At 45.0% G+C, this 26,587-nt stretch carries 28 protein-coding genes; 20 read left to right on the top strand and 8 right to left on the bottom strand.

Translation table 11 applies throughout. From position 1 onward, the window contains the following. Window positions 1-45: 45 nt before the first annotated feature. From asnS to N667_RS0104955, 4 genes are all read left to right on the top strand, one after another. Entirely contained in the window at window positions 46-1,338 is a 1,293-nt protein-coding gene (asnS, locus tag N667_RS0104975) for an asparagine--tRNA ligase (protein WP_027408537.1), read from the top strand. Window positions 1,339-1,612: 274 nt separating this feature from the next. Further along, entirely contained in the window at window positions 1,613-2,311 is a 699-nt protein-coding gene (locus tag N667_RS0104965; protein ID WP_027408536.1) for a DnaD domain-containing protein, read from the top strand. 53 nt (window positions 2,312-2,364) lie between these two features. Further along, window positions 2,365-3,036, top strand: coding sequence for an endonuclease III (gene nth / locus N667_RS0104960; protein ID WP_027408535.1), 672 nt, complete (start codon window positions 2,365-2,367; stop codon window positions 3,034-3,036). Beyond that, a complete protein-coding gene (locus N667_RS0104955) occupies window positions 3,017-3,529 on the top strand; it encodes a YpoC family protein (protein WP_027408534.1) in 513 nt (170 codons plus the stop codon). Before nth ends, N667_RS0104955 begins: the two co-directional genes overlap by 20 nt. Window positions 3,530-3,564: 35 nt before the next feature. Here the strand turns inward: N667_RS0104955 and N667_RS0104950 are convergent, their stop codons facing one another. Together N667_RS0104950 and recU are read right to left on the bottom strand one after the other, a co-directional pair. Next, window positions 3,565-6,240 (bottom strand): PBP1A family penicillin-binding protein, encoded by a 2,676-nt coding sequence (locus N667_RS0104950; RefSeq protein ID WP_027408533.1) that lies wholly within the window; start codon window positions 6,238-6,240, stop codon window positions 3,565-3,567. A 51-nt stretch (window positions 6,241-6,291) separates the two neighbouring features. Then, window positions 6,292-6,891, bottom strand: coding sequence for a Holliday junction resolvase RecU (gene recU, locus N667_RS0104945; RefSeq protein WP_027408532.1), 600 nt, complete (start codon window positions 6,889-6,891; stop codon window positions 6,292-6,294). Between the two features lie 200 nt (window positions 6,892-7,091). On the opposite strand from recU, the gene N667_RS0104940 reads away from it, so the two are divergent. Continuing rightward, entirely contained in the window at window positions 7,092-7,325 is a 234-nt protein-coding gene (locus N667_RS0104940) for a hypothetical protein (RefSeq protein ID WP_035098069.1), read from the top strand. Between the two features lie 27 nt (window positions 7,326-7,352). Next, the gene (locus N667_RS0104935) at window positions 7,353-7,724 is read left to right on the top strand and encodes a YppE family protein (RefSeq protein ID WP_027408530.1); all 372 of its coding nucleotides are present in this window, start codon (window positions 7,353-7,355) and stop codon (window positions 7,722-7,724) included. Window positions 7,725-7,760: 36 nt separating this feature from the next. Here N667_RS0104935 and N667_RS19950 read toward each other — a convergent pair whose 3' ends face one another. After that, window positions 7,761-7,931, bottom strand: a complete 171-nt coding sequence (locus N667_RS19950; protein ID WP_198020517.1) for a hypothetical protein — start codon at window positions 7,929-7,931, stop codon at window positions 7,761-7,763. A gap of 91 nt (window positions 7,932-8,022) precedes the next feature. Next, the gene (locus N667_RS19315; RefSeq protein WP_084278908.1) at window positions 8,023-8,199 is read right to left on the bottom strand and encodes a YppF family protein; all 177 of its coding nucleotides are present in this window, start codon (window positions 8,197-8,199) and stop codon (window positions 8,023-8,025) included. Window positions 8,200-8,370: 171 nt separating this feature from the next. Here N667_RS19315 and N667_RS0104920 point away from each other — a divergent pair, with 171 nt between their 5' ends. After that, window positions 8,371-8,730 (top strand): YppG family protein, encoded by a 360-nt coding sequence (locus tag N667_RS0104920; RefSeq protein WP_027408529.1) that lies wholly within the window; start codon window positions 8,371-8,373, stop codon window positions 8,728-8,730. A 36-nt stretch (window positions 8,731-8,766) separates the two neighbouring features. On the opposite strand, the gene N667_RS0104915 is transcribed toward N667_RS0104920, so the two are convergent. The 3 genes from N667_RS0104915 to N667_RS0104905 all read right to left on the bottom strand — a co-directional run bounded on the left by N667_RS0104915 (window position 8,767) and on the right by N667_RS0104905 (window position 9,938). Beyond that, on the bottom strand, window positions 8,767-9,021 hold the full coding sequence (locus N667_RS0104915) for a sigma-G-dependent sporulation-specific acid-soluble spore protein CsgA (RefSeq protein WP_027408528.1): 255 nt from the start codon (window positions 9,019-9,021) through the stop codon (window positions 8,767-8,769). Then, on the bottom strand, window positions 9,021-9,197 hold the full coding sequence (locus N667_RS19945) for a hypothetical protein (RefSeq protein ID WP_198020516.1): 177 nt from the start codon (window positions 9,195-9,197) through the stop codon (window positions 9,021-9,023). Before N667_RS19945 ends, N667_RS0104915 begins: the two co-directional genes overlap by 1 nt. 273 nt (window positions 9,198-9,470) lie before the next feature. Then, entirely contained in the window at window positions 9,471-9,938 is a 468-nt protein-coding gene (locus tag N667_RS0104905; RefSeq protein ID WP_027408527.1) for an Hsp20 family protein, read from the bottom strand. Between the two features lie 430 nt (window positions 9,939-10,368). On the opposite strand from N667_RS0104905, the gene N667_RS0104895 reads away from it, so the two are divergent. From N667_RS0104895 to N667_RS0104850, 10 genes are all read left to right on the top strand, one after another. Then, window positions 10,369-11,043, top strand: coding sequence for a response regulator transcription factor (locus N667_RS0104895; protein ID WP_027408526.1), 675 nt, complete (start codon window positions 10,369-10,371; stop codon window positions 11,041-11,043). Beyond that, complete coding sequence (locus N667_RS0104890; RefSeq protein ID WP_027408525.1) at window positions 11,040-12,440, top strand: HAMP domain-containing histidine kinase; 1,401 nt, start codon at window positions 11,040-11,042, stop codon at window positions 12,438-12,440. The genes N667_RS0104895 and N667_RS0104890 overlap by 4 nt, the downstream gene beginning before the upstream one ends. A gap of 29 nt (window positions 12,441-12,469) precedes the next feature. Then, on the top strand, window positions 12,470-12,637 hold the full coding sequence (locus tag N667_RS19940) for a hypothetical protein (protein WP_198020515.1): 168 nt from the start codon (window positions 12,470-12,472) through the stop codon (window positions 12,635-12,637). A gap of 29 nt (window positions 12,638-12,666) precedes the next feature. After that, window positions 12,667-13,254 (top strand): glycerol-3-phosphate responsive antiterminator, encoded by a 588-nt coding sequence (locus N667_RS0104880; RefSeq protein WP_027408524.1) that lies wholly within the window; start codon window positions 12,667-12,669, stop codon window positions 13,252-13,254. A 358-nt stretch (window positions 13,255-13,612) separates the two neighbouring features. Then, window positions 13,613-15,271: a glycerol-3-phosphate dehydrogenase/oxidase gene (locus N667_RS0104875; protein WP_027408523.1), complete on the top strand. Its 1,659-nt coding sequence runs from the start codon at window positions 13,613-13,615 to the stop codon at window positions 15,269-15,271. A gap of 210 nt (window positions 15,272-15,481) precedes the next feature. Then, window positions 15,482-16,531 (top strand): LacI family DNA-binding transcriptional regulator, encoded by a 1,050-nt coding sequence (locus N667_RS0104870; protein WP_027408522.1) that lies wholly within the window; start codon window positions 15,482-15,484, stop codon window positions 16,529-16,531. A gap of 72 nt (window positions 16,532-16,603) precedes the next feature. Beyond that, on the top strand, window positions 16,604-17,845 hold the full coding sequence (locus N667_RS0104865) for an ABC transporter substrate-binding protein (RefSeq protein WP_027408521.1): 1,242 nt from the start codon (window positions 16,604-16,606) through the stop codon (window positions 17,843-17,845). A gap of 157 nt (window positions 17,846-18,002) precedes the next feature. Further along, window positions 18,003-18,839, top strand: a complete 837-nt coding sequence (locus N667_RS0104860) for a carbohydrate ABC transporter permease (protein ID WP_035098147.1) — start codon at window positions 18,003-18,005, stop codon at window positions 18,837-18,839. After that, window positions 18,839-19,657: a carbohydrate ABC transporter permease gene (locus N667_RS0104855; protein ID WP_027408519.1), complete on the top strand. Its 819-nt coding sequence runs from the start codon at window positions 18,839-18,841 to the stop codon at window positions 19,655-19,657. The genes N667_RS0104860 and N667_RS0104855 overlap by 1 nt, the downstream gene beginning before the upstream one ends. A 25-nt stretch (window positions 19,658-19,682) precedes the next feature. Continuing rightward, complete coding sequence (locus N667_RS0104850) at window positions 19,683-21,872, top strand: alpha-galactosidase (protein ID WP_027408518.1); 2,190 nt, start codon at window positions 19,683-19,685, stop codon at window positions 21,870-21,872. A gap of 46 nt (window positions 21,873-21,918) precedes the next feature. Here the strand turns inward: N667_RS0104850 and N667_RS0104845 are convergent, their stop codons facing one another. Next, entirely contained in the window at window positions 21,919-22,692 is a 774-nt protein-coding gene (locus N667_RS0104845) for an EcsC family protein (RefSeq protein ID WP_027408517.1), read from the bottom strand. A gap of 174 nt (window positions 22,693-22,866) precedes the next feature. Here N667_RS0104845 and N667_RS0104840 point away from each other — a divergent pair, with 174 nt between their 5' ends. The 3 genes from N667_RS0104840 to N667_RS0104830 all read left to right on the top strand — a co-directional run bounded on the left by N667_RS0104840 (window position 22,867) and on the right by N667_RS0104830 (window position 26,586). Beyond that, window positions 22,867-23,952, top strand: a complete 1,086-nt coding sequence (locus tag N667_RS0104840; RefSeq protein ID WP_198020514.1) for a M24 family metallopeptidase — start codon at window positions 22,867-22,869, stop codon at window positions 23,950-23,952. Between the two features lie 327 nt (window positions 23,953-24,279). Beyond that, a complete protein-coding gene (locus N667_RS0104835) occupies window positions 24,280-25,551 on the top strand; it encodes an ABC transporter substrate-binding protein (RefSeq protein WP_027408515.1) in 1,272 nt (423 codons plus the stop codon). 60 nt (window positions 25,552-25,611) lie between these two features. Beyond that, window positions 25,612-26,586 (top strand): carbohydrate ABC transporter permease, encoded by a 975-nt coding sequence (locus N667_RS0104830; RefSeq protein ID WP_084278904.1) that lies wholly within the window; start codon window positions 25,612-25,614, stop codon window positions 26,584-26,586. Window position 26,587 lies beyond the last annotated feature (1 nt).

Here is a 26,587-nt window from a genome sequence, read left to right as displayed (position 1 = left end):
TTACGCATACATAGTTTTCTGAACAAATGTTGGAGGGAGTTTGCGGTGAAAGCAACGATTGCAGAAGTAAGCAAATATGTAGGGCAAGAAGTGACGATCGGCGCTTGGCTGGCGAATAAGCGCTCAAGCGGCAAAATCGCCTTTTTGCAGCTGCGCGATGGGACAGGCTTTATTCAAGGGGTTGTCGAAAAGTCTCAGGTGGCAGAAGATGTGTTCAAAATCGCTAAATCAGCGACGCAAGAAACGTCTTTATATGTAACAGGTGTGGTTCGCGTCGATGAACGATCTCCGTTCGGCTACGAACTGTCGGTCACGAATTTGGAAATCATTCACGAGGCGGTTGACTATCCGATTACACCAAAAGAGCACGGTGTCGAGTTTTTAATGGATCACCGCCATTTATGGCTGCGCTCGAAGCGTCAGCACGCGATTATGAAAGTTCGTAACGAAGTCATTCGCGCAACGTATGAATTTTTTAACAACAACGGTTTCGTGAAAGTCGATCCGCCGATTTTAACGGGCAGCGCGCCAGAGGGAACAACGGAATTGTTCCATACAAAATATTTTGATGAAGATGCATATCTTTCGCAAAGCGGCCAGCTTTATATGGAAGCGGCAGCGATGGCGCTCGGAAAAGTGTTTTCATTCGGTCCGACGTTCCGCGCGGAAAAATCAAAAACGCGCCGCCATTTAATCGAGTTCTGGATGATCGAGCCGGAAATGGCGTTTTACGAGTTTGAAGACAATTTAAAAGTACAAGAAGAGTACGTATCATATATCGTTCAATCCGTATTGAAAAACTGTCAACTCGAATTGAAAACGCTCGGCCGCGATACAACGAAGCTTGAGAACATTCAAGCACCATTTCCGCGCATTACGTATGATGAGGCGATTAAGTTTCTGCAAGAGAAAGGCTTCGATGATATAAAATGGGGCGACGATTTTGGGGCACCGCATGAGACGGCGATCGCGGAAAGCTTCGACAAGCCGGTATTTATTACACACTATCCGACAACGTTGAAGCCGTTTTATATGCAGCCGGATCCAAACCGTTCGGATGTCGTGCTGTGCGCCGATTTGATCGCGCCGGAAGGATATGGCGAAATCATTGGCGGCTCCGAGCGCATTCACGATTATGAGCTGTTGAAACAGCGCTTAGAGGAACACAACTTGCCAATGGACGCGTACAAATGGTATTTAGAATTGCGCCAATACGGCTCGGTGCCGCATTCAGGCTTTGGCTTAGGGCTTGAGCGCACGGTCGCTTGGATTTGCGGAGTTGAGCACGTTCGTGAAACAATTCCGTTCCCGCGCTTGTTAAACCGTCTGTATCCATAATAAAGAAGACGCAGATTGCATGCGGGTAAGCAAGCGGCCGCACGTCTTCGCTTGCCCGAAGCGAACGGACCGGCCGCCTTTGTCGGCGGCGCAAGAAATTTGATAATTGCCAATCGCTTAAATCCCCCCCTTTTTTGGGGGGTTTTCTTTCATAAAAAAAATGCTGCAGTCGCGTCTAACGCAGAATAAGAGTTTTTCTGTTTGGCAATGTTTGTCGCTCTTGCTGGCAACAATGTCTGCTGTTCATGGTATAATATAATTGAGGTGTGTTCTGATGGATAAAGAAAAGATGGCGGAATGGCTCGGGCATGGAAGTATTTCGATTCCGAAGCTGCTTTTGCATCATTACAAGCGGCTCGGTTTAACAGAAGTGGAATTTATGCTGCTTTTACACTTGCATTCATTTATGGAGGAAGGGGTTTGGTTTCCGACTCCGGCGGAGATTGCGGAAAAAATGACTTTAACGCCGGCGCAATGTATGGAAACGTTGCGAAAGTTGATGCAAAAAGGATTTGTTTCGATTGAAGAACAAGTCGATCAAGCCATTTTAAGCGAAAAATACTCGCTGAAGCCGCTTTGGGAGAAGCTTGTGCATTATTTAGTTTCCGAATTGGCGGCAAGCGGCCAGAAAGAGCGGCAAGAAGAGGAACAAAGCGTCTATACGATGTTTGAACAAGAATTTGGCCGCCCGTTGTCGCCGTTTGAATGCGAAACGTTAACGATGTGGATCGACCAAGATGGTCATGATCCGGCGATCGTTAAAGCGGCACTTCGCGAGGCGGTATTGTCTGGAAAACTGAACTTTCGCTACATTGACCGCATTTTATTCGAATGGAAAAAGAACGGAATCCGCACGATTGAGCAAGCGAAAGATCATGGAAAAAAATTTCGCAAGCATCAGTTGAAAAGCAAATTGCCGCAGCCAACAGAGCATAGGCAAACCGTGACGTTTTACAACTGGCTCGAATCGTGAGCGAGAGGCGGCTGTCTCTCGCTTTTCTATGTAAAATAGAAGGGGGGATTTTTTTGCTGACTCGTCCACAAATTCGCTACTGCCTAGACCAGATAGCGGAAATGTTTCCAGATGCGCATTGCGAGCTTGTGCATCGCAACCCATTTGAATTATTGATCGCTGTTGTTTTGTCAGCGCAATGCACAGACGCCCTTGTTAACAAAGTAACAAAACATTTGTTTGAAAAATATAAAACACCCGAAGATTATATCGCGGTTCCGCTTGAAGAACTAGAGCAAGACATTCGTTCCATCGGCTTGTACCGCAACAAAGCGAAAAATATTCAAAAGTTATGCGCGCTGCTTATTGAACAGTATGGTGGACAAGTGCCAAACGACCGCGATGAATTGATGAAGCTGCCGGGAGTTGGACGAAAAACCGCCAATGTCGTTGCATCGGTTGCTTTTGGCGTTCCGGCCATCGCTGTTGATACGCACGTTGAGCGGGTAAGTAAACGCCTTGGCTTTTGCCGCTGGAAGGACTCGGTGCTTGAGGTGGAAGAGGCGCTCATGCGGAAAATTCCAAAAGAAGAATGGTCGATTACGCACCATCGCATCATTTTTTTCGGCCGCTACCATTGCAAAGCGCAAGCGCCGAAGTGTGAAGTGTGCCCGCTTCTTGAGCTATGTAGAGAAGGGAAAAAACGGATGAGAGGGCGGAACGAAAGTGCAGCGCGTGCCGATTGAGTTTGCGCACCCGTTATTTTTTCGAGAAGGGGAAATGATTGAGGAACAAGAGGTTGCGCTGTTTCCTTATATGATGAAACGTGTCTATTTTTATTATGACATCGTTTCTGCGAAGCCTGCGCCTTGGGAACAAACAGAGAAGTCGCTGCCACCTTTGTTTCAGCTATGGAAGGAAGAGAAAGAACAGTTAAAAGCTTATTTTTCTCAAAGGGATCGAGCCGCGGCACGAGCGCCGATGATTCGAGGGTTGTCCTATTTGATTGTATTGCTTTTTTGGCTGAATGGCAGACGAACGCAAAATGTGCGCACATGGCGCAATGAACTGGAACTGCTGCCGCTTGTGCCAATCAATTGCGTGGAACGGCTTCAATTTATTTTTGACCGGTGCGACGCGTACCATTCATTCGTACAGTTGGACAAGCTGTTTGAAGAAGCGGAGAAGCTGTTTTACAAACAAAAGTCGATCATGAAAAAAGGGATGTCTCCTCGTTGAGACATCCCTTTTTGATCGTATGACCGGAAGCTAAGTTAGCGGCTTCTTGTCGAGTTGTTATTATTGTTTTGTTGCGGCGGTGTTATTGGATTTGTCGGCGGCAATGTTGGTGTCGTATTTCCGCCAGTGTTGTTTTGCCCGTCATTATTGCTTCCGCCAGTATTGTTGCCTCCGTTTTGCCCGTTGTTTCCGCCATTTCCGGTATTTCCGCCAGTATTATTTCCGTTTTGACCATTGTTTCCGCCGTTTTGTCCATTCTGTCCGTTGTTATTGTTATTTCCGTTTTGTCCGTTTTTCTGCCCGTTTTGTCCATTCTGTTCGTTTTGGCTGTCGCCTGGCACTTGTACGGTCGCGGTAGCCGGACTGCTTTTTATTTGTCCGTCTTTGCTTACTGCGTATACTTCAAATGTATAAACCGCTCCCTTCGTTGGGTGGCTGATTGTTAGCGAAGAATCGGCCGTCGGAACGATATTCGACTCGCCTTTGTCGTTTTTCATATGCACCTCAAATGCCATATTTTCGGTATTGTTGTCATACTTCCATGCAAGAGAAATCGTATCGGACACAGGGTCATATGCCGCTTGCAAATTCGTCGGCGAATTTGGTTTCACATCTTCTGCTACCTCAGTCGGCTGTGTGCCCCTTACGAAGCATTCGTACGTAATTTCGCTTGCTGGCGTATATTTTCCTGCTAGTTTTGGCGGATTCGTTCCTTTCTTGATCGGCAGTTTTTCAACGCTTCGCGGCATTGGGAAATCTTTTCCGCCGCCGTCGACGTGCGCGATCACTTTCTTGAACAATAGGCGCGGCAGCTTTTGTTCGTACATCGACAAGTTCGCCGTACCGCTCTTCTTGCTGAAGCCGGTCCATACGGCTGCGGTATAGTTAGGCGTATAGCCGACAAACCAGCTGTCCGGCACTGCATCGCTAGGAAGTCCGAGTTGGCGGGCCGTTTCGTCGTCGTAGTTGGTCGTTCCCGTTTTTCCGGCGATATGCAATCCTGGAACGTTCGCGAGCGTACCTGTACCGTATTGAACGACCGATTTTAACATATCGGTAATCATGTACGCTGTATAATCGCTCATTGCTACTTTCGGCTTTGGCGTTAAATCCATTTCTGTGTTGTCCGGGAAGACGATTTTTGTTACCGCATGCGGCTTAATGTACACACCGTTATTGCCGAAGGCGCTGTACGCACCGGCCATTTGCAGCGGCGATACGCCTTTTTCAAGGCCCCCAACCGCGTACGATTCGTAAATTTTGTCAAAGCCCATGCCAAGTCTATTGGCAAACTGTTTAGCGCGGTCCAAGCCAACTTCTTGCAGCGCTTTGAGCGCTGGGATGTTGCGCGATTTGGCGAGAGCCATCCGCATCGTCATCGCACCTTCGTATTGGCCGTTCCAGTTTTTAATTGGCGTACCGTTTGAATAGTGGTACGGTTCGTCGACAAGCTGATGGGCTGTGGACCATTTTAAATATTCAATGGCTGGACCGTAGTCTAAAATCGGCTTAATCGTCGAACCTGGCTGTCCGACCGGTTGGATCGCATAGTTGAAGCCGAATGCCACATTTTTTTGGTCGCGTCCGCCGCCAAGCGCGCGGATTTCCCCGGTTTTTGTGTCGATTAAAGCGATCGCTGATTGCAAATCTTTTTTGTTAGTAAATAGTTCATTAGAGTCAAGCAAGTTGTCGACATAGTCTTGCGCGTTTGGATCAAGCGTCGTATAAATCTTCAAGCCGTCTTCGTATACGTTAACGTTCGCTTGATCAGTTACTTCCCTAATTACTTCGTCGATGAATGAATCGTACTGAATAGTTGACGAATCTTGATGTTTTTTCCGATCTACGAGCATCGATGCAATTGGCACTTTCTTCGCTTTTTCCGCTTCTTCTTTTGTAATGAAGCCGTGTTGCGCCATCAGCGACAAGACGACATCGCGACGCTTTTTCGCTGCTTCCGGATGTTCATATGGGTTGTAGTTGTTCGGGCTTTGCGGCAGGCCCGCAAGCAACGCCGCTTCCGGCAGCGTCAAGTCTTTTAAATTCGTTTTGCCGAAGTAAAATTCGGCCGCTCTAGCGACGCCGTAAACACCGTTTGAATAATAAATTTTATTTAAATACATCTCCAAAATTTCGTGTTTGGAGTATTTTTGTTCAAGGCGAAGCGATAGCCATAATTCTTGCGCCTTGCGTTTGAGCGTTTTTTCGGGCGAAAGGAACGTAAGCTTGACGACTTGCTGCGTAATCGTACTGCCGCCTTCCGCGCCAAACCCGTCTTTTACGTTCGCAACAACAGCTCCGCCAAGGCGAATTAAATCGACGCCGTGGTGCTGGTAAAACCGGGCATCCTCGGTGGCTAGCACCGCATTTTCGAGCACTTTTGGAATATCCGAGTAAGAAATATATGTGCGTTTTTGGCCTCCTAGCTCGGCAATTTTATGCCCGTTCATATCGTAAACAGTCGATGACAACGGGTCTTTAATTTTCGCTTCGTCAAGCGGCGGAGCGCCTTTGATAAAATAGGCAAAAGCGGCGATTCCGCCGATGACGCCAACCATCACCAATATCACAAATGTAAGCACAATCGTTTTAAACCATGAAGCTGTCTTTCGTTTTTTCGCTTTCGTTTGCTTCGGCTGCTTTGCTGCTTGTTTCGCTGCTTGTTTCGCTGCTTGTTTCCGTTCTACGCGAGAACGATAATCACCAGACATAAGCAAATCCTACCTTTCTTATAATTGTAAGAAATGTTTTAAATTTCTTACCTAAAAGTAGATTTTTTCTACTACTCTAATATAATCAATTCGAGGTTGATAGCCAAGTGAAATGTAATGACCGCATTGTTCGATCTCCTGCTTGGTCATCGATTTTCTCCCCCCGGATTGCTTTCGTTCCCAAAAGGCGAGCAAATGTGATGCATCGAGCAAATATACTTCATCAAGGGATGAAAAACGCAAAATGACAAAACAAATCGCTCCGTGCGCGAGCACCTCTTTCATGTGCTGGATTTGATGCTCATGAAAATTTTGTAAAGGGAAAGATGTTAGGTTTCTTGTTTCTTTTGCCTCAAAATCGATGTATTTGCCGCGGAAGATGCCGTTATAGTCAGTCGTCGACGGCTGCTTAAAATACGCCTCTTTAATGACGGCGGCGCTCCGTTTCGGATAGTCGACGTGCACAATTTGCACAGGCGTCGGCTTTTTATGAATGACAGCGATGCCGTGTTGACGGTAATATTCGTTAGTTGCGTTTAAATCTTCTTCTAACGTCATCCCTCGGTTTCCATAATTCGGATCAACCGGGCCGCGCAAGCTGCGCTCTTCTTTCCCTTTGTACACTTTTCCGCCGGGGTATTTGAATGCCATTGTTCTCATCTCCTTTGAATGTTTTTTATTATACCACACGAAAGAAAGAAAGGGGTGTATAAAGGAAATGTCGAAATTGCACGAATAAATAAAAAAGACGACTTTCTTTGCCGAAAAGATTCTAGTTTTGTCAGGTGTGAAGGGAGCGAAAAGAAAATGGCGAATGTTTAAAAGCAAACGGGTGATGGGAGGAATCGCTGATGCGATGGGTGAAAAAAGAGGCAGTGGAAAAACAGTTAGGAGAAATTTTAGAACTGATGCAGCAAATTGAGGATAAGATGGATCGCGTGATCGATGATTTAATAAATGAACAGTGCGAAAGCGAGAAGGCGCAAATTGCCGAGCTGAAGGCGCAACTAGAAACCGTCGAGCAGCAGCTAGATGATGAAGGAGAGGAAAAAATGTTTGTGCCATCGAAATTACATTTTGTATAATGTTCTCCAAAAAGGGGAGGACGAAGCATGTCACCACAGCTAGCAAAACTTACAGAGCAATTGCTTAAGTATAACGATGCGATTTGGCAAATCGCCGAGCAAACCTCCAAGACCGCCGAACAGCCCGATTTTTTCAGCAAGGTGAAACCGTTTGCCGATGAGGTCAAACAGGTAGTCGATGAATGGAAAAAAGAGGCGCTGGTGTGGATCGAATCGGCACGACCGAAGCACGTTCACCTGCAGCAAATCGAGGCGGCAGGCGAAAATATTGAAAAAATCGCCATTGAGGCATTTTATCCGTCGAACAAGCTTCGGCGTATAAAGCAGTTTCATCAATCGATTGAGTATACGCTTCTGCTTGTTAAGAAGAGATTAAGTGAAGAAAATAGCGACAAATAAAGGCTATCCCCAAACAGCGGACAGCCTTTTTTATTTTTATAAGTTTTTTTCCGTTTTGACCGAAATAGGACCATGTTCCTCAGTCGCCACCGTTCCAATTTCGTATTCGACCCGCTCTGTTTGTTTTGGTGGAACGTTGTTTCCATGTTGCGGCGGTTCGTGTTCATGCCCTTTCAGTTTGTGGCGAAAATGAACGCCTCTGCCCATGATAGCACCCCCTTTTCCTTACTGTGCCGCAGGAGCAGGGGAACTATGCATTGCAAACGAATCGTTACAGATCGCTATCTTTATTATTGTCTCATTCCGGTTGATAAGCGCCCGCCGATTCGAGCTCCCGAGCGATATCGCGATATTCGGCAATCGAGATTTCTCCGCGCAAATACATTTGGCGGGCGAAATCAAGAAGGCCATTCATGTCGGCTGGTTCATGATTTTTCAACGCAATGAATTTGCCTCTCAATTGTGCGGCGTTCATTATGCATGCTCCCTTCACAATATTTTGTTTTTATTCATCTTATCATGAAAATCAATATCGAATATAAATTCAAAAAATTGAAACTTCCGACAACTTATGACACGTCCTCGGTTCACCTTTCTTCGATTCCGCACATATAATGATGGCAGCCTAGAAAGTGGGGGATTGCGCATGTATCAATATCCGTATGTATATCGTCTTCCGTTTCCATCATCGGTTTCTCATTGGCCGCATCATGCGGGCTGGTATACGCCGCATCAATATCAGTTGAATCCGTATCAACCGCTTCAACAGTGGCCGACGCAACATACGGCGCATGCGGGGGCCACGACGTATTCAACCCCGTATCCAAAGCCAAACCCGGTATTGGCACCGCCTCCATCCGGCATTCAGTCGATTATGGCACAGTTTAAAAGTTCAGACGGAACGTATGATATTAATAAAATGATGAATACAATGGGGCAAATGATCAACACGGTGAATCAAGTCGGGGGAGTGCTAAAAGGATTGGTGGGCGCATTCAAGAAATAGCGGGGCCATCCTCCGTACACCAGGAGGATGGCCGGTTTAAAATAAAAGTTCGTATACTTCGTTCAATTGGCGAGCGCGTTTTTGGTCCTGTTCATTCATCGCATAGCGAATTTCATGCGGCAAAATCCGGTCTAAAAAAGCGATTTCTTGCTGCGATAAATGTTGGACAAACTCTTCTTCATTCGCATACGATTGTTCAAGCAATTTTTTGTAAATGCGGCGCGGAATGTCGCTATGATAATCGAGGTAATTGGATAATGTTTCCCGCAAGTAAGCTAACGTCGTTTCCATCACGCTTCGTCTCCTTTAAAAAAGGATTCAAACGCTGGGGTGACGCGTCCCTTTTTCGGTGCGTATGGATTTTCCTCCGTTATTTGCTTCGGATCTAAATTCGTTTTAATCACGATTTTTGGTTCTTCCGACGGCTCTGCAATAATCCGGTCGTTCAATGAATCAAAATTTTTCATATTCTAACCCCTCCTTATCTTTAGAGTCCATCAATGAGTAAAAAAGTATGTATCGTAAAAAATATAGGATAGGGTGTTATAATTAGCAGCGCGGTCGCCTTGGCTGAATGCCGAGCCAATATCGGCGACATGGACCAGCTATGTGTTATAAGAAGCAGTGTAGAGTGAAAGAAAACGAGCGGTTTAGAAGGGAATCGACCGTGAATGTGTGAAGCTTAAACATTTAGGGAATACACTCGTTTGTTCCATAAAAAAAGGCGCATGTCTGCGCCCTCAATCAATATCGATAAACTTTTTCTTTTGCGGCAGTTTAATCACGAGCTCTCCGTTTTCAAACGATGCTTTAATTTCTTTTTCTGTCACGGGGTAAGGAAGAGGAATTGTTCGGGTCGTATGTTGATGCATGCGCCGTTTTTTGTAGATGTGTTTTTGGTCGTCTGCCGATTCGATAATTTCATCATTGTGAACGGTAAGATGAAGCAGCTGATCATCAAACTCGAGTTGGATTTGTTGGCGCTTGACATTTGGAAGATGGGCGGTGATTACATACTCCGTTGCGGTTTCGTGGACATCAATCGGAATGTAGGAACGGGAAAACGTTTCGTGGAAATATTCATCAAGCGTTTCCAACATTTTTTTTAGCGGACGTTCGTCAAAAAATTGATCCACCATCTCGCGCAACCGCTGGAAAGGTTCCTCGTCGCGTTTTTTTCGCATCGGTGGTTGAAAATGTTCGTTCATTTGATCGCTCCCCTTTCATGACGTTCCTCTTCTTTAAATGTATGTGCGTTTTTGGAAAAAGGTCACTATTCATTTTTTTAGCGAAATCTCATTTATTTTTAAGATTGATCCCTTATGATGGAAATACGATTGAAAAGCCGGTGTGTAAGCAACGTTCCTCCAAATGAATTCGGAATCTTTCATGCATCCATAGCTCGATCCTTTCTAGCGAAGAGAAACCGGCATTAAGAAGGAGGAGAGCATATGCGGATGGTGATTACGCTGTTTTTCTCGGGAACGGCTGTATCTTTGCTTACGTACCAATTTGTCGAAATCATTCAAGCGATTATGGATTTGTTTGACAAACATTCATGATACGAACATAAGTTTGCTGACCGTAGGAAGCGGTTAGCATTTCTTTTTGATATGATATAGATAGGAGGGAAACGAGATGAACAAGAGGATTTTAATTATCGAAGACGAAACCAATTTAGCCCGGTTTATTGAGCTTGATTTGCTTCATGAAGGCTATGAAGTGCGCGTGAGCCATGATGGAAGAGAAGGGCTGGAACTTGCGTTGTCGGAAGAGTGGGGTCTTATTTTGTTGGATTTAATGCTTCCGAGCTTAAATGGGATGGAAGTGTGCAGGCGGCTCCGTTCGGTCAAACAGACGCCTGTGATTATGATTACGGCAAGAGACAGCGTGTTTGACCGGGTCATGGGATTAGACAGCGGTGCGGATGATTATATTGTCAAGCCGTTTGCGATCGAAGAATTGCTTGCGCGCATTCGCGCTCTTTTTCGTCGCGTTCAGCCTTCATCCGAACAAGAGTGCTTGATCTTTAAAGACTTGGTCGTTGATACGAGAGCGCGAACGGTAAAAAGGGAAGGCCAAACGATTGAGCTGACAAAGCGCGAATACGATTTGCTCGTAACCTTTTTGCAAAATATTGATATCGTTTTGACAAGGGACATGCTGCTCGATAAAGTATGGGGATTTGATACGGAAGTTGAAACGAATGTGGTCGACGTGTACGTTCGCTATTTGCGTCATAAGTTAGATGAAAAAGATAAGGAGCGCTATATTCAAACGGTACGAGGTGCTGGATACGTGATGCGGTCATGAAACTTTTTCGCCTTGAAAACGTCTCATTAAAATGGAAGCTCACGTTTCTTTCGGGGTCGGTCATTTTTGTTATGTACTTTTTGTTCACATGTCTGCAATACGAAACCGTCAAACAGTGGCTGCTGAGCGAAGAAGAAAAAGCAATGAAAAAAACGATTGAAGAAATTGAAACTTATTATGCAGAAAAACGTAATATATCTCGGAAAGACATTCGCGACAGCGAACCGCTGCTCGAGAAGCTAAACGAAAAATACCAAACGATTCGCATTCTTGACGAGAAGGGAAACGTGATTGTTTCCGTTTCCAATCATGCTTCTGTTTCGCTCTTTCCGGCGGAGCGGCCGAAAAGTTTAGAAATTGATTATCATTCGGTCAATGACGAACGTTCCATCATTTTGCGAAAGCCGTTCCGTCTTTCAGGCATGAGCGGAACGATCGAAATGGTTCGTCACCTTGTAAAGTTCCAGCACATGGCCAACATGCTGTTTATAATGATGACAGCAATTGGGGTCGTCGCTATGGCGATGAGCGCATTGATCGGAATGTTTATCGCCAGACATTTCGCCGGCCGTCTGCAGGCGGTGACAAAGACGATGCAGAGCATTAAAAATAAAGGGTTTCAACAACGCATCGATGTTCCGCCTTCGAACGACGAAATGTCGGAGCTGATGGTGATGTTTAATGAAATGATGGATGAAATCGAGCATTCTTTTCACCAGCAAAAACAGTTTATTGAGGATGCATCGCACGAATTGCGCACACCGATTGCGATTTTAGAAGGACATTTGTCGCTTTTAAGACGATGGGGGAAAAATAACCGGGACATTTTAGAAGAATCGTTAGAAGCTGCATCACAAGAAGTGGAACGTCTCAAAAAGCTCGTGTTTGAACTGCTTGATTTGTCGCGTGCAGAAGCGATTGCCGTGCCTGCCGATCTAAGTCCGATTTCTCCGAAAGAAGCGGCGGAACAAATAGTGAAAAATTTTCGCGTGTTGCATCCGAGCTTTCAGTTTATGATCCGTGATGAATTGGGAGAGAAAACGTTGATTCGCATTGCAAAACACCATTTAGAGCAGCTTTTGTTAATTTTATTAGATAATGCCGTTAAATACTCGCAACAGCACAAGCAAATCACCATTCGTTTAAGAGACGAAGGAAAATATGTGTCAATTTCTGTCATCGATAAAGGAATTGGGATTCCACGCGGCGAATTAGAAAAGGTGTTTTTGCGATTTTATCGCGTCGATAAAGCAAGAAGCCGTGAAAAAGGCGGAGTGGGGCTCGGCCTTGCGATTGCGAAGGAAATTGTTGATAAATACAGCGGACAAATTGCGATCGAAAGTGAGGTCGGTTCAGGAACGACTGTAGAACTATTTATTCCGAAAGCCGTTATATGACGAAAAACAAAAGAAAGGTGAGAAGAGGAATGGAAGCCCATTTACATGGAACGATGAATCGCCCCAAAAAAGCGATTCATCACGTGATCGAGAAATTTCAAAAACGGGGGATTAAAATTAGCGCCTGCAAGCCGCGGACGATGATCTCGCCATCTTGTTTGGCGGCGCTTGAAACAGCGAAAAACCACGAATCATGAGCCGGTGAACGGGGAGAGGAGGATGCTTTTTGGGCATTCATCAGCAAACCATCATTCCCGCCATCAAAACGATGAAAGATTTTGAGAAATTTTTGCGCAGCCCGTATGTGTATGGAGTGCTATTAGAACTACATATTTCCCAGCTGAAGAGCGTGTTTCGTTATGGACGCGAGCACGGGAAAAATTTAATTGTTCATGCCGACCTTATTCAAGGATTGAGCCATGACGAGTATGCGGCGGAATATTTATGCCAAGAATTCAAGCCGTTTGGATTGATTTCCACAAGGGGAAGCGTCATTACGAAAGCGAAGCAAAAAAAAGTGTTAGCCATTCAGCGGATTTTTTTGCTTGACTCGCACGCGCTTGAGAAAAGTTATCAGCTTTTAGAAAAGACGCATCCCGACTTCATCGAGGTGATGCCCGGGGCGATGCCGCACGTCATCCGCGAAGTCAAAGAGCGGACAGGCATTCCGATTTTCGCTGGCGGGCTTGTGCGCACGGTGAACGATGTTAAACAGGCGCTTGAAGCAGGCGCCGTGGCGATTACGACGTCGAATCATCATTTGTGGGAATATTACAGCAACAGCTGTGTTGATGATCCAATAAAAACCAATTGACATTGTTTGATTGCTAGCTTTTCTGCTGTAGTCGGCGCAGCCCAGCTTGCCGACTGACGTGCCTAGCATGCCCCCTCGAACAATGAACGCTTTGCGGGCAAATGGATTTGCAGGCTAGCGTTCTTGTCCGAGCGAAGAAGCAGAGAAGTTTTTATTTATCCATATTTTAGAAAAACAATGGATAATCAACATTTGTGTTACAGCAATTTAGCCTAGGCAAACAGACGATTTTTGATTATAATGGAGTTAAGTTAATAACATGTCAGGAGATCAGGAGAGACCACGCATACATGATAAGCAAAGGCTTGTCGTGTTTGTTGTGGTCTCTTTTGTTTTCCGCAAGAAAGGAGAGGGCAATATGCGATGTTCAGGAGCGAAACGCCGCGAGTATCTCGAAGAAATGAGCCGAACATCTTATGATCTGCTAGTGATTGGCGGGGGGATTACAGGCTGCGGGATCGCGCTTGATGCGGCGGCAAGGGGCATGAAAACGGCGCTGATCGAGATGCAAGATTTTGCCGCAGGAACGTCAAGCCGATCAACGAAGCTCGTGCACGGCGGGCTTCGATATTTAAAGCAGTTCGAAGTGAAAATGGTGGCGGAAGTCGGAAAAGAGCGCGCCATTGTGTATGAAAATGGTCCGCACGTCACGACGCCGGAGTGGATGCTGCTGCCGATTTACAAAGAAGGGACGTTCGGCAAGTGGAGCACGTCGATCGGGCTCTGGATATACGATTATTTGGCGGGCGTGAAAAAAAGTGAGCGGCGGACGATGCTAAGTGCGGAAGAAGCGCTGAAAAAAGAGCCGCTTTTAAAACGGGAAGGGCTTGTCGGCGGCGGCTATTATGTGGAGTATCGCACCGATGATGCCCGCTTGACGATCGAGGTGATGAAAAAGGCGGTCGAATGCGGAGCGCATGCAGTTAATTATACGAGGGCGGAAACATTTTTGTATGAAAACGGCAAAATGACCGGTGTCCGCTGCCGCGATATGTTAAGCGGACGGACGTATGAGGTGCATGCGAAAAAAATAATCAATGCCGCCGGGCCGTGGGTAGATGTATTGCGCGAGAAAGATCGTTCAAAATATGGAAAAATGTTAAAAATTACAAAAGGAGTTCACCTCGTCATCGACCAAATCCGCTTCCCTCTCAAGCAAGCAATCTACTTTGACGCGCCCGATGGCCGCATGATTTTCGCGATTCCGCGCGACGGTAAAACATATGTCGGCACGACCGATACGTTTTATGAAGGCGATCTCGCGCATCCGACGGCGACGGAAGAAGACCGCGAATATTTGCTGCGGGCGGTCCGTTATATGTTTCCGTCTACACACTTATCAGCTGATGATATTGAATCAAGCTGGGCCGGCGTTCGGCCGCTGATCTACGAAAAAGGAAAAAATCCATCAGAAATTTCGCGGAAAGATGAAATTTGGCAGTCGCCGTCCGGCCTCATTACGATTGCAGGCGGAAAGCTGACCGGCTACCGAAAAATGGCGGAAGCGGCGGTCGATTTAGCGGCAAAGCAGCTCGAAGAGGAAGAGGGGATCTCATTTCTGCCGTGCCAAACGAAGTCGCTGCCGATTTCAGGGGGAGATGTCGGCGGCTCGCATTTGTTCCCTGCATTTGTCGAAAGGAAAGCGGAAGAGGCGAAACGATACGGATTTACAAAAGAAGAAGGACTGCGCCTCGCCAAACAATACGGCACGAACGTCGATCAGCTGTTTGCCACCAGCGAGCGCTACCGCCCCGAATCGCATCTTCCGCGCGAGTTGTTTGCGACGCTTTTGTACGCAATCGAATATGAAATAGCCGCGACGCCCGCCGACTATTTCATCCGCCGCACTGGAGCCCTCTTTTTTAACATTGCGTGGGTGCGGAAGTGGAAGGAGGCGGTGATTCGCTTTATGGCGGAGTATTTGCAGTGGACGGAGGAGCAAACGCAAGAGTATAAAGAAGAAATGGAAATAGCCGTGAAAGAAGCAGCGGGAGAAATAAAAGGGAGAAGCAATTGAAACGATGTCTAGCGATAGACATCGTTTTTTATTAGATAAATTTAAGTAAAAATAAATAAGAAAATCTTTGAGAATATATTATGAATCACATTATAAAAATAAATTTTTCGAAAAATTATTGATATTTTAATAATTTTTTGTTAGATTTTACTTAATAAAACAAGTAAATTTAACTAAAATTAACTAAAATACTTTGGGTGTGGTGATTGAATGGTTACGATGAAGGATATTGCGCAAGCAGCAAATGTGTCGGTTGCAACAGTGTCGAGAATTTTGAGTAACGATACGACTCTTTCAGTTTCTGAGGAAACGCGCCAACGGGTTTTTAATATCGCCCAGCAGCTTAACTATAAGCCTTCCCAAAAACGTTACTCTAAAAAGAAGAAAGGAGTATATAACATCGCTCTCCTGCTGGCTGTTTCACAGCACGATGAAGCCAGCGATCCGTATTTTGCTTCGATCCGTCAAGGTATTGAGGAACAGTGTGAACAATTGCCTATTCACATTTCTTCTGTGATCCGTGCCAACGGTGCAGAGGTGAACGATTTAAGTAAATTTGATGGCTTAATCGTGATAGGCAGCATTGATCTTGAAGACATTAGACGCTATTTTCCGGAAAGCGACCATGTCGTATTGGTAAATCAAGTCATCCATAGTATAGATGGGTATGATATCGTCTGTTCGGATTTAGAAACGGCCACGGAAGGCATCGTAGATTACCTCATTGAGCTTGGTCATACAAAAATCGGGTATATAGGTGGATCTGAAACAATTAAGAAGTTAAACGGAGAAAAAAGTTATGAAGTAGATGATATTCGAAAGAGAGTTTTTGAAAAAAAGATGAAAGCAATGGGGCTATACGAACCAAAACATGTTTTCATTGGAAATTGGGGACCTTCAGAAGGCTATGAGCTAATGAAAAAAGCAATTGAATTAGGAGATTTACCCCGCGCTTTTGTGATTGCCAGCGATCCGATGGCAATTGGTGCTCTTCATGCGATTCATCAAGCTGGATTAAGAGTACCGGACGACATTTCCATTATTAGCTTTGACGATATTGACGCAGCTGCATTTTTAAATCCTCCACTTTCCACGGTCAAAATGTATGCGTATGAAATGGGGGAGATTGCGGCAAACGCTTTGTATGAACGAATGAACGGAAGAAGCATCCCAGTTAAAATTCTTACGCCAGCTAAGCTCATTATTCGTGAAAGCTGTGCACCAAAAAAGGAACATGGCTCCTTTAAAGGAGGTGAGTGATCAGGAACATTCCCAGAAGCGAGTTGTTTGTAAAAGTAAGCGTTAACAATAAACGAAACGGGGGAGTTTGGAATGAAAAGAACAATATCATTTGTCGTGTTCAGCACACTAGCTTTCTCAGTGCTTGGCGCCTGCGGAAGCAAAAGTGAAGAGGCATCAAACGGCTCAGGAAATAAAGTGAAAATCGAGTTCTTTCATTATAAACCTGAGGCAAAAGACACTTTTGATAAATTAATTAAAAAATTTGAGAAAGAAAATCCAAACATTGATGTAGTAAACGTCAATCCGCCAGAAGCGGAAACCGTTTTGAAAACGCGTGTAGCTAAGCGTGATATACCGGATGTGGTCGGAATCGGAGCAGATTCGACATTTGCGGAGCTGTCAAAGGTTGGAGTGTTTGAAGATGTAACAAAGGCGCCGGAACTTGCTAACATTCAGCCCGCTTACGTTCAAATGCTGCGCGATGTAACTGAATTAGATCGAGTGTATGCGATCCCATATGCCGCAAACGCAGATGGGGTCATTTATAATAAGGCGATATTTCAAGAGCTTGGATTAACCGTTCCAAAAACGTGGGACGAATTGATTGAGACGGCGGAGAAAATCAAATCATCAGGAAAAACACCGTTCTATTTTACGTTTAAGGATGCTTGGACAACATTGCCAGTCTATAATGCGCTTGCCGCGAACACGCAAGGAGACACATTTTTCAAAGACTTGAACAAAGGAAAGGTAACTTTCAAAGAAGGACATAAAGAAGCTGCTGAAAAATTTGTGAGATTACTGGAATATGGACATAAAGATAGTTTTGGCAAAGGATATAATGATGGCAACGTCGCGTTTGCCAAAGGCGCATCAGCGATGTATTTACAGGGCATTTGGGCCATTCCTGAAATTAAAAAAGCCAATCCGAATATTGAATTAGGGGTATTTCCATATCCCGTAACAAATGAGCCAACACAAACAAAACTAGTATCCGGGGTCGATCTTCTTTTGGCCATTTCAAAGACATCACATCATCAGAAAGAAGCGAAGAAATTTGTTGATTTCTTATTAAAGGTGGAGAATGCGAAGGCGTATATTACGGAACAGAATGCGTTTTCTGCTATCAAACAGCTGTCACAGGATGATCCAACGCTAGACGGATTGAAGGAAAGCTTTGTAAAAGGAGCACTTGTTGACTTTCCAGATCACTATATTCCTCCAAGCGTAAATCTAGCAAATTACTTGCAGCAATTAACTCACGATAAAGATGTGGGCAAATTTTTAAAAGCACTAGACGCGGAATGGACAAAAGTACAAGGGCGTAAGTAGGAAAAGAGAAGAAAACAGTACATACTTATTTTTTCTTCTCTTTTGCATAGGAGGCGATACAATGCAGAAAGAAAGTATGGTGATTCAAAACCGAAAGCTACTTCTTCATTTTGTTAGTAGAAAAATAAAAAAAACAAAAAGTGTCACTATTTATCTTATGACGGTTCCTGCCGTGCTTTTATTCGCGACGTTTCATACCTTTCCAGCAATTCAAGGCATTTTTTATTCTTTCACCAACTGGGACGGGTTAAGTTTAACATATGATTTTGTTGGACTAAAAAACTATTATTATTTATTCCAAGATGAAAATGTACTTCACTCATATTTATTTACTTTTAAGTTTGCGCTTATTTCTACCATCTTGGTAAATATATTAAGTTTAGCAATTGCGCTTGGTTTAAACGAAAATATTAAGCTAAAAAACTTTTTCCGAGCTGTCTATTTTCTACCGAATATTTTGAGTGTTCTCGTTGTCGGGTATATTTTTAACTATTTGTTTGCCAACGTTCTTCCTTTACTGGGGGAGAAGTTGGGGATTGGCGTATTGGCTACCAATATTTTAGGAAATGAGAAATGGGCCTGGCTTGGAATTGTCGTTGTTGCAGTATGGCAGGCGTGTGCGTTCAATACGATTTTATATTTAACGGGGCTGCAGACGGTTCCACCTGAGCTATATGAAGCTTCGAGCCTTGATGGAGCGAGCAAATGGCAAAACTTTTGGCACATTACATTCCCAATGATTGCACCGTTTTTTACGATCAATATGGTCTTGGCGATGAAAAATTTTTTGATGGTATTTGACCAAGTGGTGGCATTGACAGGAGGAGGACCTGGAAGAGCAACAGAATCAATTTCGCTGCTAATTTATAACAGCGGATTCCAAGGCGGGGAGTTTGCATATCAATCAGCGAATTCGGTCATTTATTTTATCGTCATCATGGTGATATCAATTGCACAAATTAAATTTTTGCAAAAACGGGAAGTGGATCTGTAATGGAAAAGAAAACAAACTGGATTGTGACGTTTTTGATTGCTGCAGGTGCGCTGTTTATTTTATTTCCTTTGTATATGGCGGTATCTATTGCGTTGAAAACGCCGGAGGAATTGGCAAACTCCGTGTTGTCGCCGCCGATGGGCTTCCATATTGAAAATTTCGCAAAGGCGATCAAGGCAACGAACTTTTTTCAAGCATTTAAAAATAGCGTATATATTACGGTCACGGCCGTGATACTGACGATTTTAACAAATTCGATGGTGGCTTATGCCATTGCCCGAAATATGCATCGGAAATTTTTCAAGTTTTTGTATTACTACTTTGTGAGTGCATTATTTATTCCGTTTCCTATTATTATGTTGCCTATTGTGAAACAAACATCCGCATTTGACATGAACAATCCAAGCGGGCTTGTTGTTCTGTATGTAGTGTATGGAGTTGCATTTAATATCTTTATTTATGTTGGTTATATTCGTTCCATTCCAAAAGAGTTGGAGGAAGCCGCTATTGTGGATGGATGCAGCACGTGGGGGGTATTTTGGCGCATCATCTTTCCACTGATGGCTCCTATTAACGCAACAGTTGGTATTTTAACTTGTTTATGGGCTTGGAATGATTTCTTATTGCCGCTCATTATATTAAATGATCAAGAACATATGACACTCCCGCTAGTGCAATATGTTTTTCAGTCGGAGTTCGGCACCGACTATAATCTTGCGTTTGCTTCCTATTTGATGGCATTATCACCGATGATTATCGTATATCTATTTGCACAAAAGTGGATTATTGGCGGAGTAACAAGAGGAGCAATCAAATAGTTTATCGAAAAGAGGAGGAGAAGAAATGGGGATTGCATTTGATCCATCAAACAAAGCTTTCCACCTACAAGCAGGCGATACGAGTTACATCATGCAAATTTTTCGTTCGGGATATGTGGCCCACCTTTATTGGGGAAAAAAGGTTCAGGCAGCGAACATGCCAAGGAAGCTGACATTTCTTGACCGCGCCTTTTCCCCCAACCCTGACCCTTCCGATCGCACCTTTTCGTTAGATACGCTGCCGCAGGAGTATCCAGCATACGGCAATACGGATTTTCGTGCGCCGGCGTATCAAGTGCAGTTAGAGAACGGGTCAACCATTTCGGATTTGCGCTATCGGGCGCATCGCATTTATAAAGGAAAGCCGAGGCTGAAAGGGTTGCCGGCTACGTATGTCGAGCATGAAGCCGAGGCGGAAACGTTAGAGCTAATTTTAAAAGATGAATTGATTGGCTTGCAGGTCACGCTGCTGTATACGGTGTATGAAAAATGGAACGTTATTGCCCGCTCTGTCCGTTTTGATAACCTCGGGTCGGAGCGGATTAAGCTGCTGCGCGCCTTAAGCATGAATATCGATTTTCGCGATGCGGATTATGAATGGATCCACCTGCCGGGAGCGTGGGCGCGAGAGCGATATATAGAGCGGAAGGCGCTGCAGACAGGGATGCAGTCGATCGAAAGCCGCCGCGGGGCGAGCAGCCACCAACAAAACCCGTTTATCGCTTTATTGCGGAAAGATACAAATGAAGATGCTGGGGAAGTGTACGGGTTTAGCCTTGTATACAGCGGCAATTTCCTCGCTCAAATCGAGGTCGATCAGTTTCATACAACGCGCGTGTCGCTCGGTATTAATCCATTTGATTTTACATGGCTGCTTGCGCCGGGAGAATCGTTTCAGACGCCGGAAGTGGTCATGGTGTATTCGGATCAAGGGCTGAATGGAATGTCGCAAACGTTCCACGAATTATATCGCACCCGGCTCGCCCGCGGCGTGTTCCGGGATCGCGAACGCCCCATTCTGATCAACAACTGGGAAGCGACATATTTCCGTTTCAATGAGGAAAAAATTTTGCAGCTCGCGAAAGCGGCGGCGGAATTAGGAATCGAATTGTTTGTGTTGGATGACGGCTGGTTTGGAAAACGCGACAACGACAAAAGCTCGCTTGGCGATTGGTTCGTTGACAGGCGAAAGCTGCCGCACGGACTGAAAGGATTGGCGCAGCATATCAACAGCATGGGCATGCAGTTTGGCCTATGGGTTGAACCAGAAATGATCTCGGTCGACAGCGAATTGTATCGAAAACATCCCGACTGGTGCTTGCATGTGCCGAACCGTCCGCGTTCGGAAGGGCGGAATCAGCTCGTGCTTGATTACTCGCGCCAAGACGTGTGCGATTACATCATTGAAACGATTTCCAACGTGCTTAAAAGTGCGCCGATCTCATATGTAAAATGGGATATGAACCGCCACATGACGGAAGTTGGTTCCGCCGCTTTGCCGCCGGAGCGCCAGCGGGAAACAGCGCATCGCTATATGCTCGGATTGTATCGGGTCATGGATGAAATCACGTCGCGCTTTCCGCACATTTTGTTTGAAAGCTGCTCTGGCGGCGGCGGGCGCTTCGACCCGGGCATCCTTTATTACATGCCGCAAACGTGGACGAGTGACAATACCGATGCCGTCTCACGCTTAAAAATTCAATACGGCACAAGCCTTGTATACCCGGCAATCGCGATGGGGGCGCACGTTTCAACTGTCCCGAACCATCAAGTGCGCCGTGTCACACCGCTAGAAACAAGGGGCCATGTAGCGATGTCAGGCAATTTTGGCTATGAGCTCGATGTCACAAAATTGAGCGACAAAGAGCGGGAGCAAGTGAAAGAGCAAATCGCTTTTTACAAACAAATTCGCCGTCTTGTCCAGTTCGGAACGTTTTATCGCATTTTAAGCCCGTTTGAAGGGAATGAAGCAGCTTGGATGTTCGTATCGGAGGATCGTTCAGAAGCATTCGTCGCCTATTTCCGCATGCTTTCGGAAGCAAACGCCCCGCTGTCTTTCTTCCGGCTCAAGGGGCTTGATCCAAACAAAAACTATGAAATGATCGGCAGCGGTGAAGTATATGGAGGAGATGAATTAATGTATATCGGCCTAAACGCACCGACTCGCCGTGGCGATTTTTTAAGTGCGGTGTGGTTGTTAAAAGAATGGCGATAGTGCAAAGGGAAATCGTTCGATGAGGGGTCCTGGCATTTGGACACCCTCATTTTATTTTTTCGAGTTTTTCTAAAATGCGCCGCTTTCGATACAGCATTTTTCCGGCTTCGGCGATGTCTTTGATAAACATTCTGTTGGACATCGCTCCGAAAATAATGCCGACGATCGGAACGAATTGGAACAGCTTTTTCCAGCCGTATTGGTCGCGAAATGTCATGATGACTTCCCGCCAGCCTTGCAGCTGGGAGAATACTTGCTGGTGGTCATTAGAAAACGATGTCAGCTGCTGGAGAATCGCCTTTTTTCCGACAATGTCGCTCGAGGCAAATTGCAGGCATTTGACGATAAAAATGCGCTCTTTCTTTTCCTTCGGGTTGTATCCGTATATGATGGCGATTTCTTGCAGCGTTTTTAGCGCAAGTCCAAGAAGAGCAGGAATATCAATCGCTAGTGTAAATACGCCGCCCACTCCGGTTGTCGCCCCTTGATATTGGGCGAAAGAGACGCGTGATTCAATTAGTTCTTCACAGACGCGGTCCATCGTTTCAATTGGCATATCAGCAATTTCGCTAATAGTGGAAACCGAAAACTTCGCCAGCATTTTTTCTTCGCTCACTAAATATTGCCCGCCTGTTTGAATGTAACCGCCTAGTTCGTCAAGCAATTGTCCGAGCTTTTTATGTACGATGGCAGGAGTGAGTTTATCAAGCATCTTGAACGGCAACCTTGCAAGCTTTTCCCAAAACCATAGGTCTTTCTGGCTGCGTTCCCACTGTTCAATGTTCCGTAGTTCTTGTTGGAGAAGCTGTTTCGTTTCCATCGTTGAATCCTCCGTTTTTCTTTATAGCATGAAGCGATTTTTACTATGTTATACGTATTTTCAGCAAAATTCGTTTCAAGTATATAGAAAAAAGGTTGAAGAAAGGACAGATCAATTATAAAATATTAATTAATTTAATAAAGTTTTTTAAGAGTAGAAAAGGAGTGGTTTCATTTGATTGCGGAAACGGCGATACAGAAAGTGCGGCGATTTATGGATCACAACCATTTAGATGGAGTGTTGTTTCGCAAACGGAGCAACTTCGCTTGGCTCACAGGAGGGGGAAGCAACCACATCGTAAATACTACTGAATTAGGAGTAGCTGATCTTTTGGTGTTCAGAGACAAAGTGTACTGCGTCACCAATCGAATGGAGTATGCAAGAATTCGCGACGAGGAATTGCTGGGAGGAGAGGTGGAGTTTATCGCGACTGAATGGTATGAAGAGCAGGATCGGGCGATTCGAGAGCTGGGCGCTGGAAAAAATATCGCGAGCGATGCGCCGGTTGCTGGGCTTATTGATTTAAGCAGTGAGTTGGCGACATTGCGCTTTTGTCTTAGCGAGGAAGAAATGGAAAAATACCGCTGGTTGGGAAAAAAGTCGGCTTGGGCAGTTGAAAGCACGTGCAAAGAAATCGAACCAGGATGGACGGAACATGAAATCGCGGCGCATTTAGCGGCTAAAGTGATGAAGGAAGGAATTTGTCCGCACGTTATTTTAGTTTCTACCGATGACCGTGTGTTTAAGTACCGCCATCCGATTCCGACGAGTAAAAAACTCGAAAAATATGCGATGGTTGTCATCTGTGCGGAAAAATGGGGACTGATCGCCAACGCGACTCGTTTTGTTCATTTTGGCAAGCTGCCGCAAGAACTCGAAGAAAATAAGCGAAAGCTTGCGCGAATTGATGCTATCATGAATGCTTCAACAAGGCCGGGAGTGATGATTAAAGATATTTTCCGGCAAGCGGTCACAGCTTACGAGGAAGCAGGGTTCCTAAATGATTGGAAATACTTGCATCAAGGAGGCCCGACAGGATACGCCACACGCGAGTTTCTAGCGACGCCGGAAAGAGAAGAAGTGGTCCAGTTGCATCAAGCGTTTGCTTGGAATCCGGCTATTAAAGGAATTAAATCAGAAGACACGATTTTAGTGAAAGAGAACGAAAATGAGTTTCTAACACATACGGGCGATTGGGTTTATATCGAGACGGAAGTAAATCAACAAATGTACTTGCGTCCTGACATCTTAGTAAAATAATTAAAGTTTTCGGAAAAATCAAAAGAGATAGCGTTGACAAACATTTCATTGTTTACTAATATTAAAGTAAATAAATTTAATTAAGTTAAGAGATTTGCAAGATCAAAGATCGCACGTTCCTATTTTTTAGCAACTTTATGAAAGCGCAAACAATTCCTATGGCAGTGTGTACAGATGGACGATCGTCTCCCTGGTTTTTTGCTTCCTTAGTGGGAAACGCGTCGATTTTTGGCATCTGTATGGCAAAATCCAACCATTTTTTTAAAGATTCCTGCTAGTTTTTTATATAAAACTAGATGGGGATTATTAATTAAAGGGGGTATATTTATGGGTTTGTGGAAGCGAGCGTGGGGCATTGCGGCAGCCGCCGTTTTAGGAACGTCCTTGGCGTTGGCCGGATGCAGCTCTAAGTCAACGGAAGAAACGTCTTCGCCGTCATCGAGCGGCAAACAGGAAATTACATTTTGGACGCCGTTTTCTGGTGCGGACGGCCCATTTATGAAGAAAATTGTCGACAATTACAACAAGCAATCAGACAAGTATTATGTGAAGTTCCAAATCATTCCTAACGGTGAGTATTATAAGCAGGTGGATTTAGCGCTAAGCACAGGCAAAAAGCGCCCGGATTTGATGATTATGCATGTTGACAACATTCCTACATACCAAAAGAAAGGGCAGTTGCAGCCGGTTGATGATATCGCCGCTAAAGCAGGCATCAAAAAAGAAGATTATGTAGAAGCTCCTGTGAAATACGCAACAATCGACGGCAAATGGTACGGCATTCCGCTCGATATCCATCCGCTTGTGCTTTATTACAACAAAGATCTCTTTAAAGCGGCTGGCATCGATCATCCGCCGACAAACCGCGAAGAGTTCATCGAGGCTGCGCAAAAATTGACTGACAAATCGAAAGGACAATGGGGCTATGTCGTTCCGACGCTTTGGCCGCAGCAGTTCATCTTCCCGACCGTTGTGGGACAAAACGGAGCCAAGCTTGCGGATGAACAAGGAAAGCCGCAATTGAACTCGCCGGAAGCGGTAGAAGCGTTGACATTCTTAAAGGATTTAGTGTACAAGTATAAAGTTTCGCCGGAAAAAGTGGCCCAAGACGGAGAAGTGACGCTGTTTTTACAAGGGAAAAACGCCATGCAGTTGAACGGTCCGTGGATGAAAGACCAATTTGACAAGGCGAAAATCAATTACGGTGTTGCCCCTGTGCCGCAACTTGGAACAAAGCAGCAAGCGGTGCAGGCGGGTTCTCACAATTTTGTCATTCCGAAAGACGTGACGGATGCAAAAGTGCTTGAAGGCATCGGCGATTTCTTAAAGTACGTAGCCGGCCATTCAATCGATTGGGCACAGTCCGGTCAGGCCGTAGCATCCAAGCAAGTATTGGCAAGCGATGAATTTAAGCAATTAACAAAACAGCAAACAATCGTCGCCCAAGAATTCGATTATGCCCAGTTCAACCCGCCTATCATTAACTGGGGCGCGATGACGGCCGATCTTTATAAGGAAATCAACCTTGTGCTTCTCGGTCAAAAAGATCCGCAAAAAGCGCTCGATGAAGCTCAGGAAAAAGCATTGCAAGTAAAATAGCGAATTCAATCAGGCAGGTGGCATCACCTGCCTGATTGAATAAGAGAGGATGGTGAATTTATGGAAGGGAATTTCAATCCGCATCCGGCATCGCAAGCACCTATAGAAACGCCGATGAACCGTTCATTTCAAACAAGGACGGTAAAATCGAAATGGAAATCGCAATTCACATCGAGTCTATTTGTTCTTCCTTATTTAATTTGCTTTGTTGCCTTTCTTGCATATCCGCTCGTTTACGGAATTGTTATGAGTTTTCAAGATTATGAGCTTCTTTCATCGAAGCATGCGTTTGTCGGTCTGAAAAATTATATTGATATCTTTAAAAAAGGCGACTATTTGCATACGAGCTTTTTTCAAGGATTACTAGGAACCGTTAAATTTGTCGTTTATTCTGTTCCTTTTCTAATCATCGTTGGTTTGGCGCTAGCGCTGTTGGTGAATTCGCTTCCCGCTAAAGTACGCTCGGTGTTCCGCACCATTTTTTTCACCCCTTATGCGATCTCGGCATCTGTTATGGCGGTCATTTTCATTCGCGTGTTTGATACGAATGCGGGATTGTTAAATATCGTATTAAGCAAGTTCCACCTTCCGTCGCAAATCGGCTGGCTGACGGATTTGCCGTGGGCGTGGATCGCTCTTGTCGGCGCGACTTTATGGTGGACGATCGGGTTTAATATGCTTATTTTTATCAATGCGCTCAACGAAGTGTCGGAAGAAATGTACGAGGCGGCAAAAATCGATGGGGCGAACGCGTGGCAGCGATTTCTTTATATCACGTTGCCTTCGATTCGCAAAATCATGATTTTTATCATTATTACCTCCACGATCGCTTCATTTAATATTTACGCTCAACCGTTTTTAATGACGCGCGGCGGACCAGGCTCCGAGACGACGGTATTACTAATGAACGTGTTTGATGTAGCGTTCGGTCAGCATAAGATGGGAGCAGCGTCGGCGATGGCTTTATTAATGGCGCTAATGATCATAGTGATTTCGATCATTCAGTTCCGTCTAACGAGAGAAAGAGAGGAGTGAC

Origin of the sequence: Anoxybacillus tepidamans PS2 (assembly GCF_000620165.1) — a bacterium.
GTDB lineage: Bacteria > Bacillota > Bacilli > Bacillales > Anoxybacillaceae > Anoxybacteroides > Anoxybacteroides tepidamans_A.
This window is presented reverse-complemented; position numbering and strand designations above follow the sequence as displayed.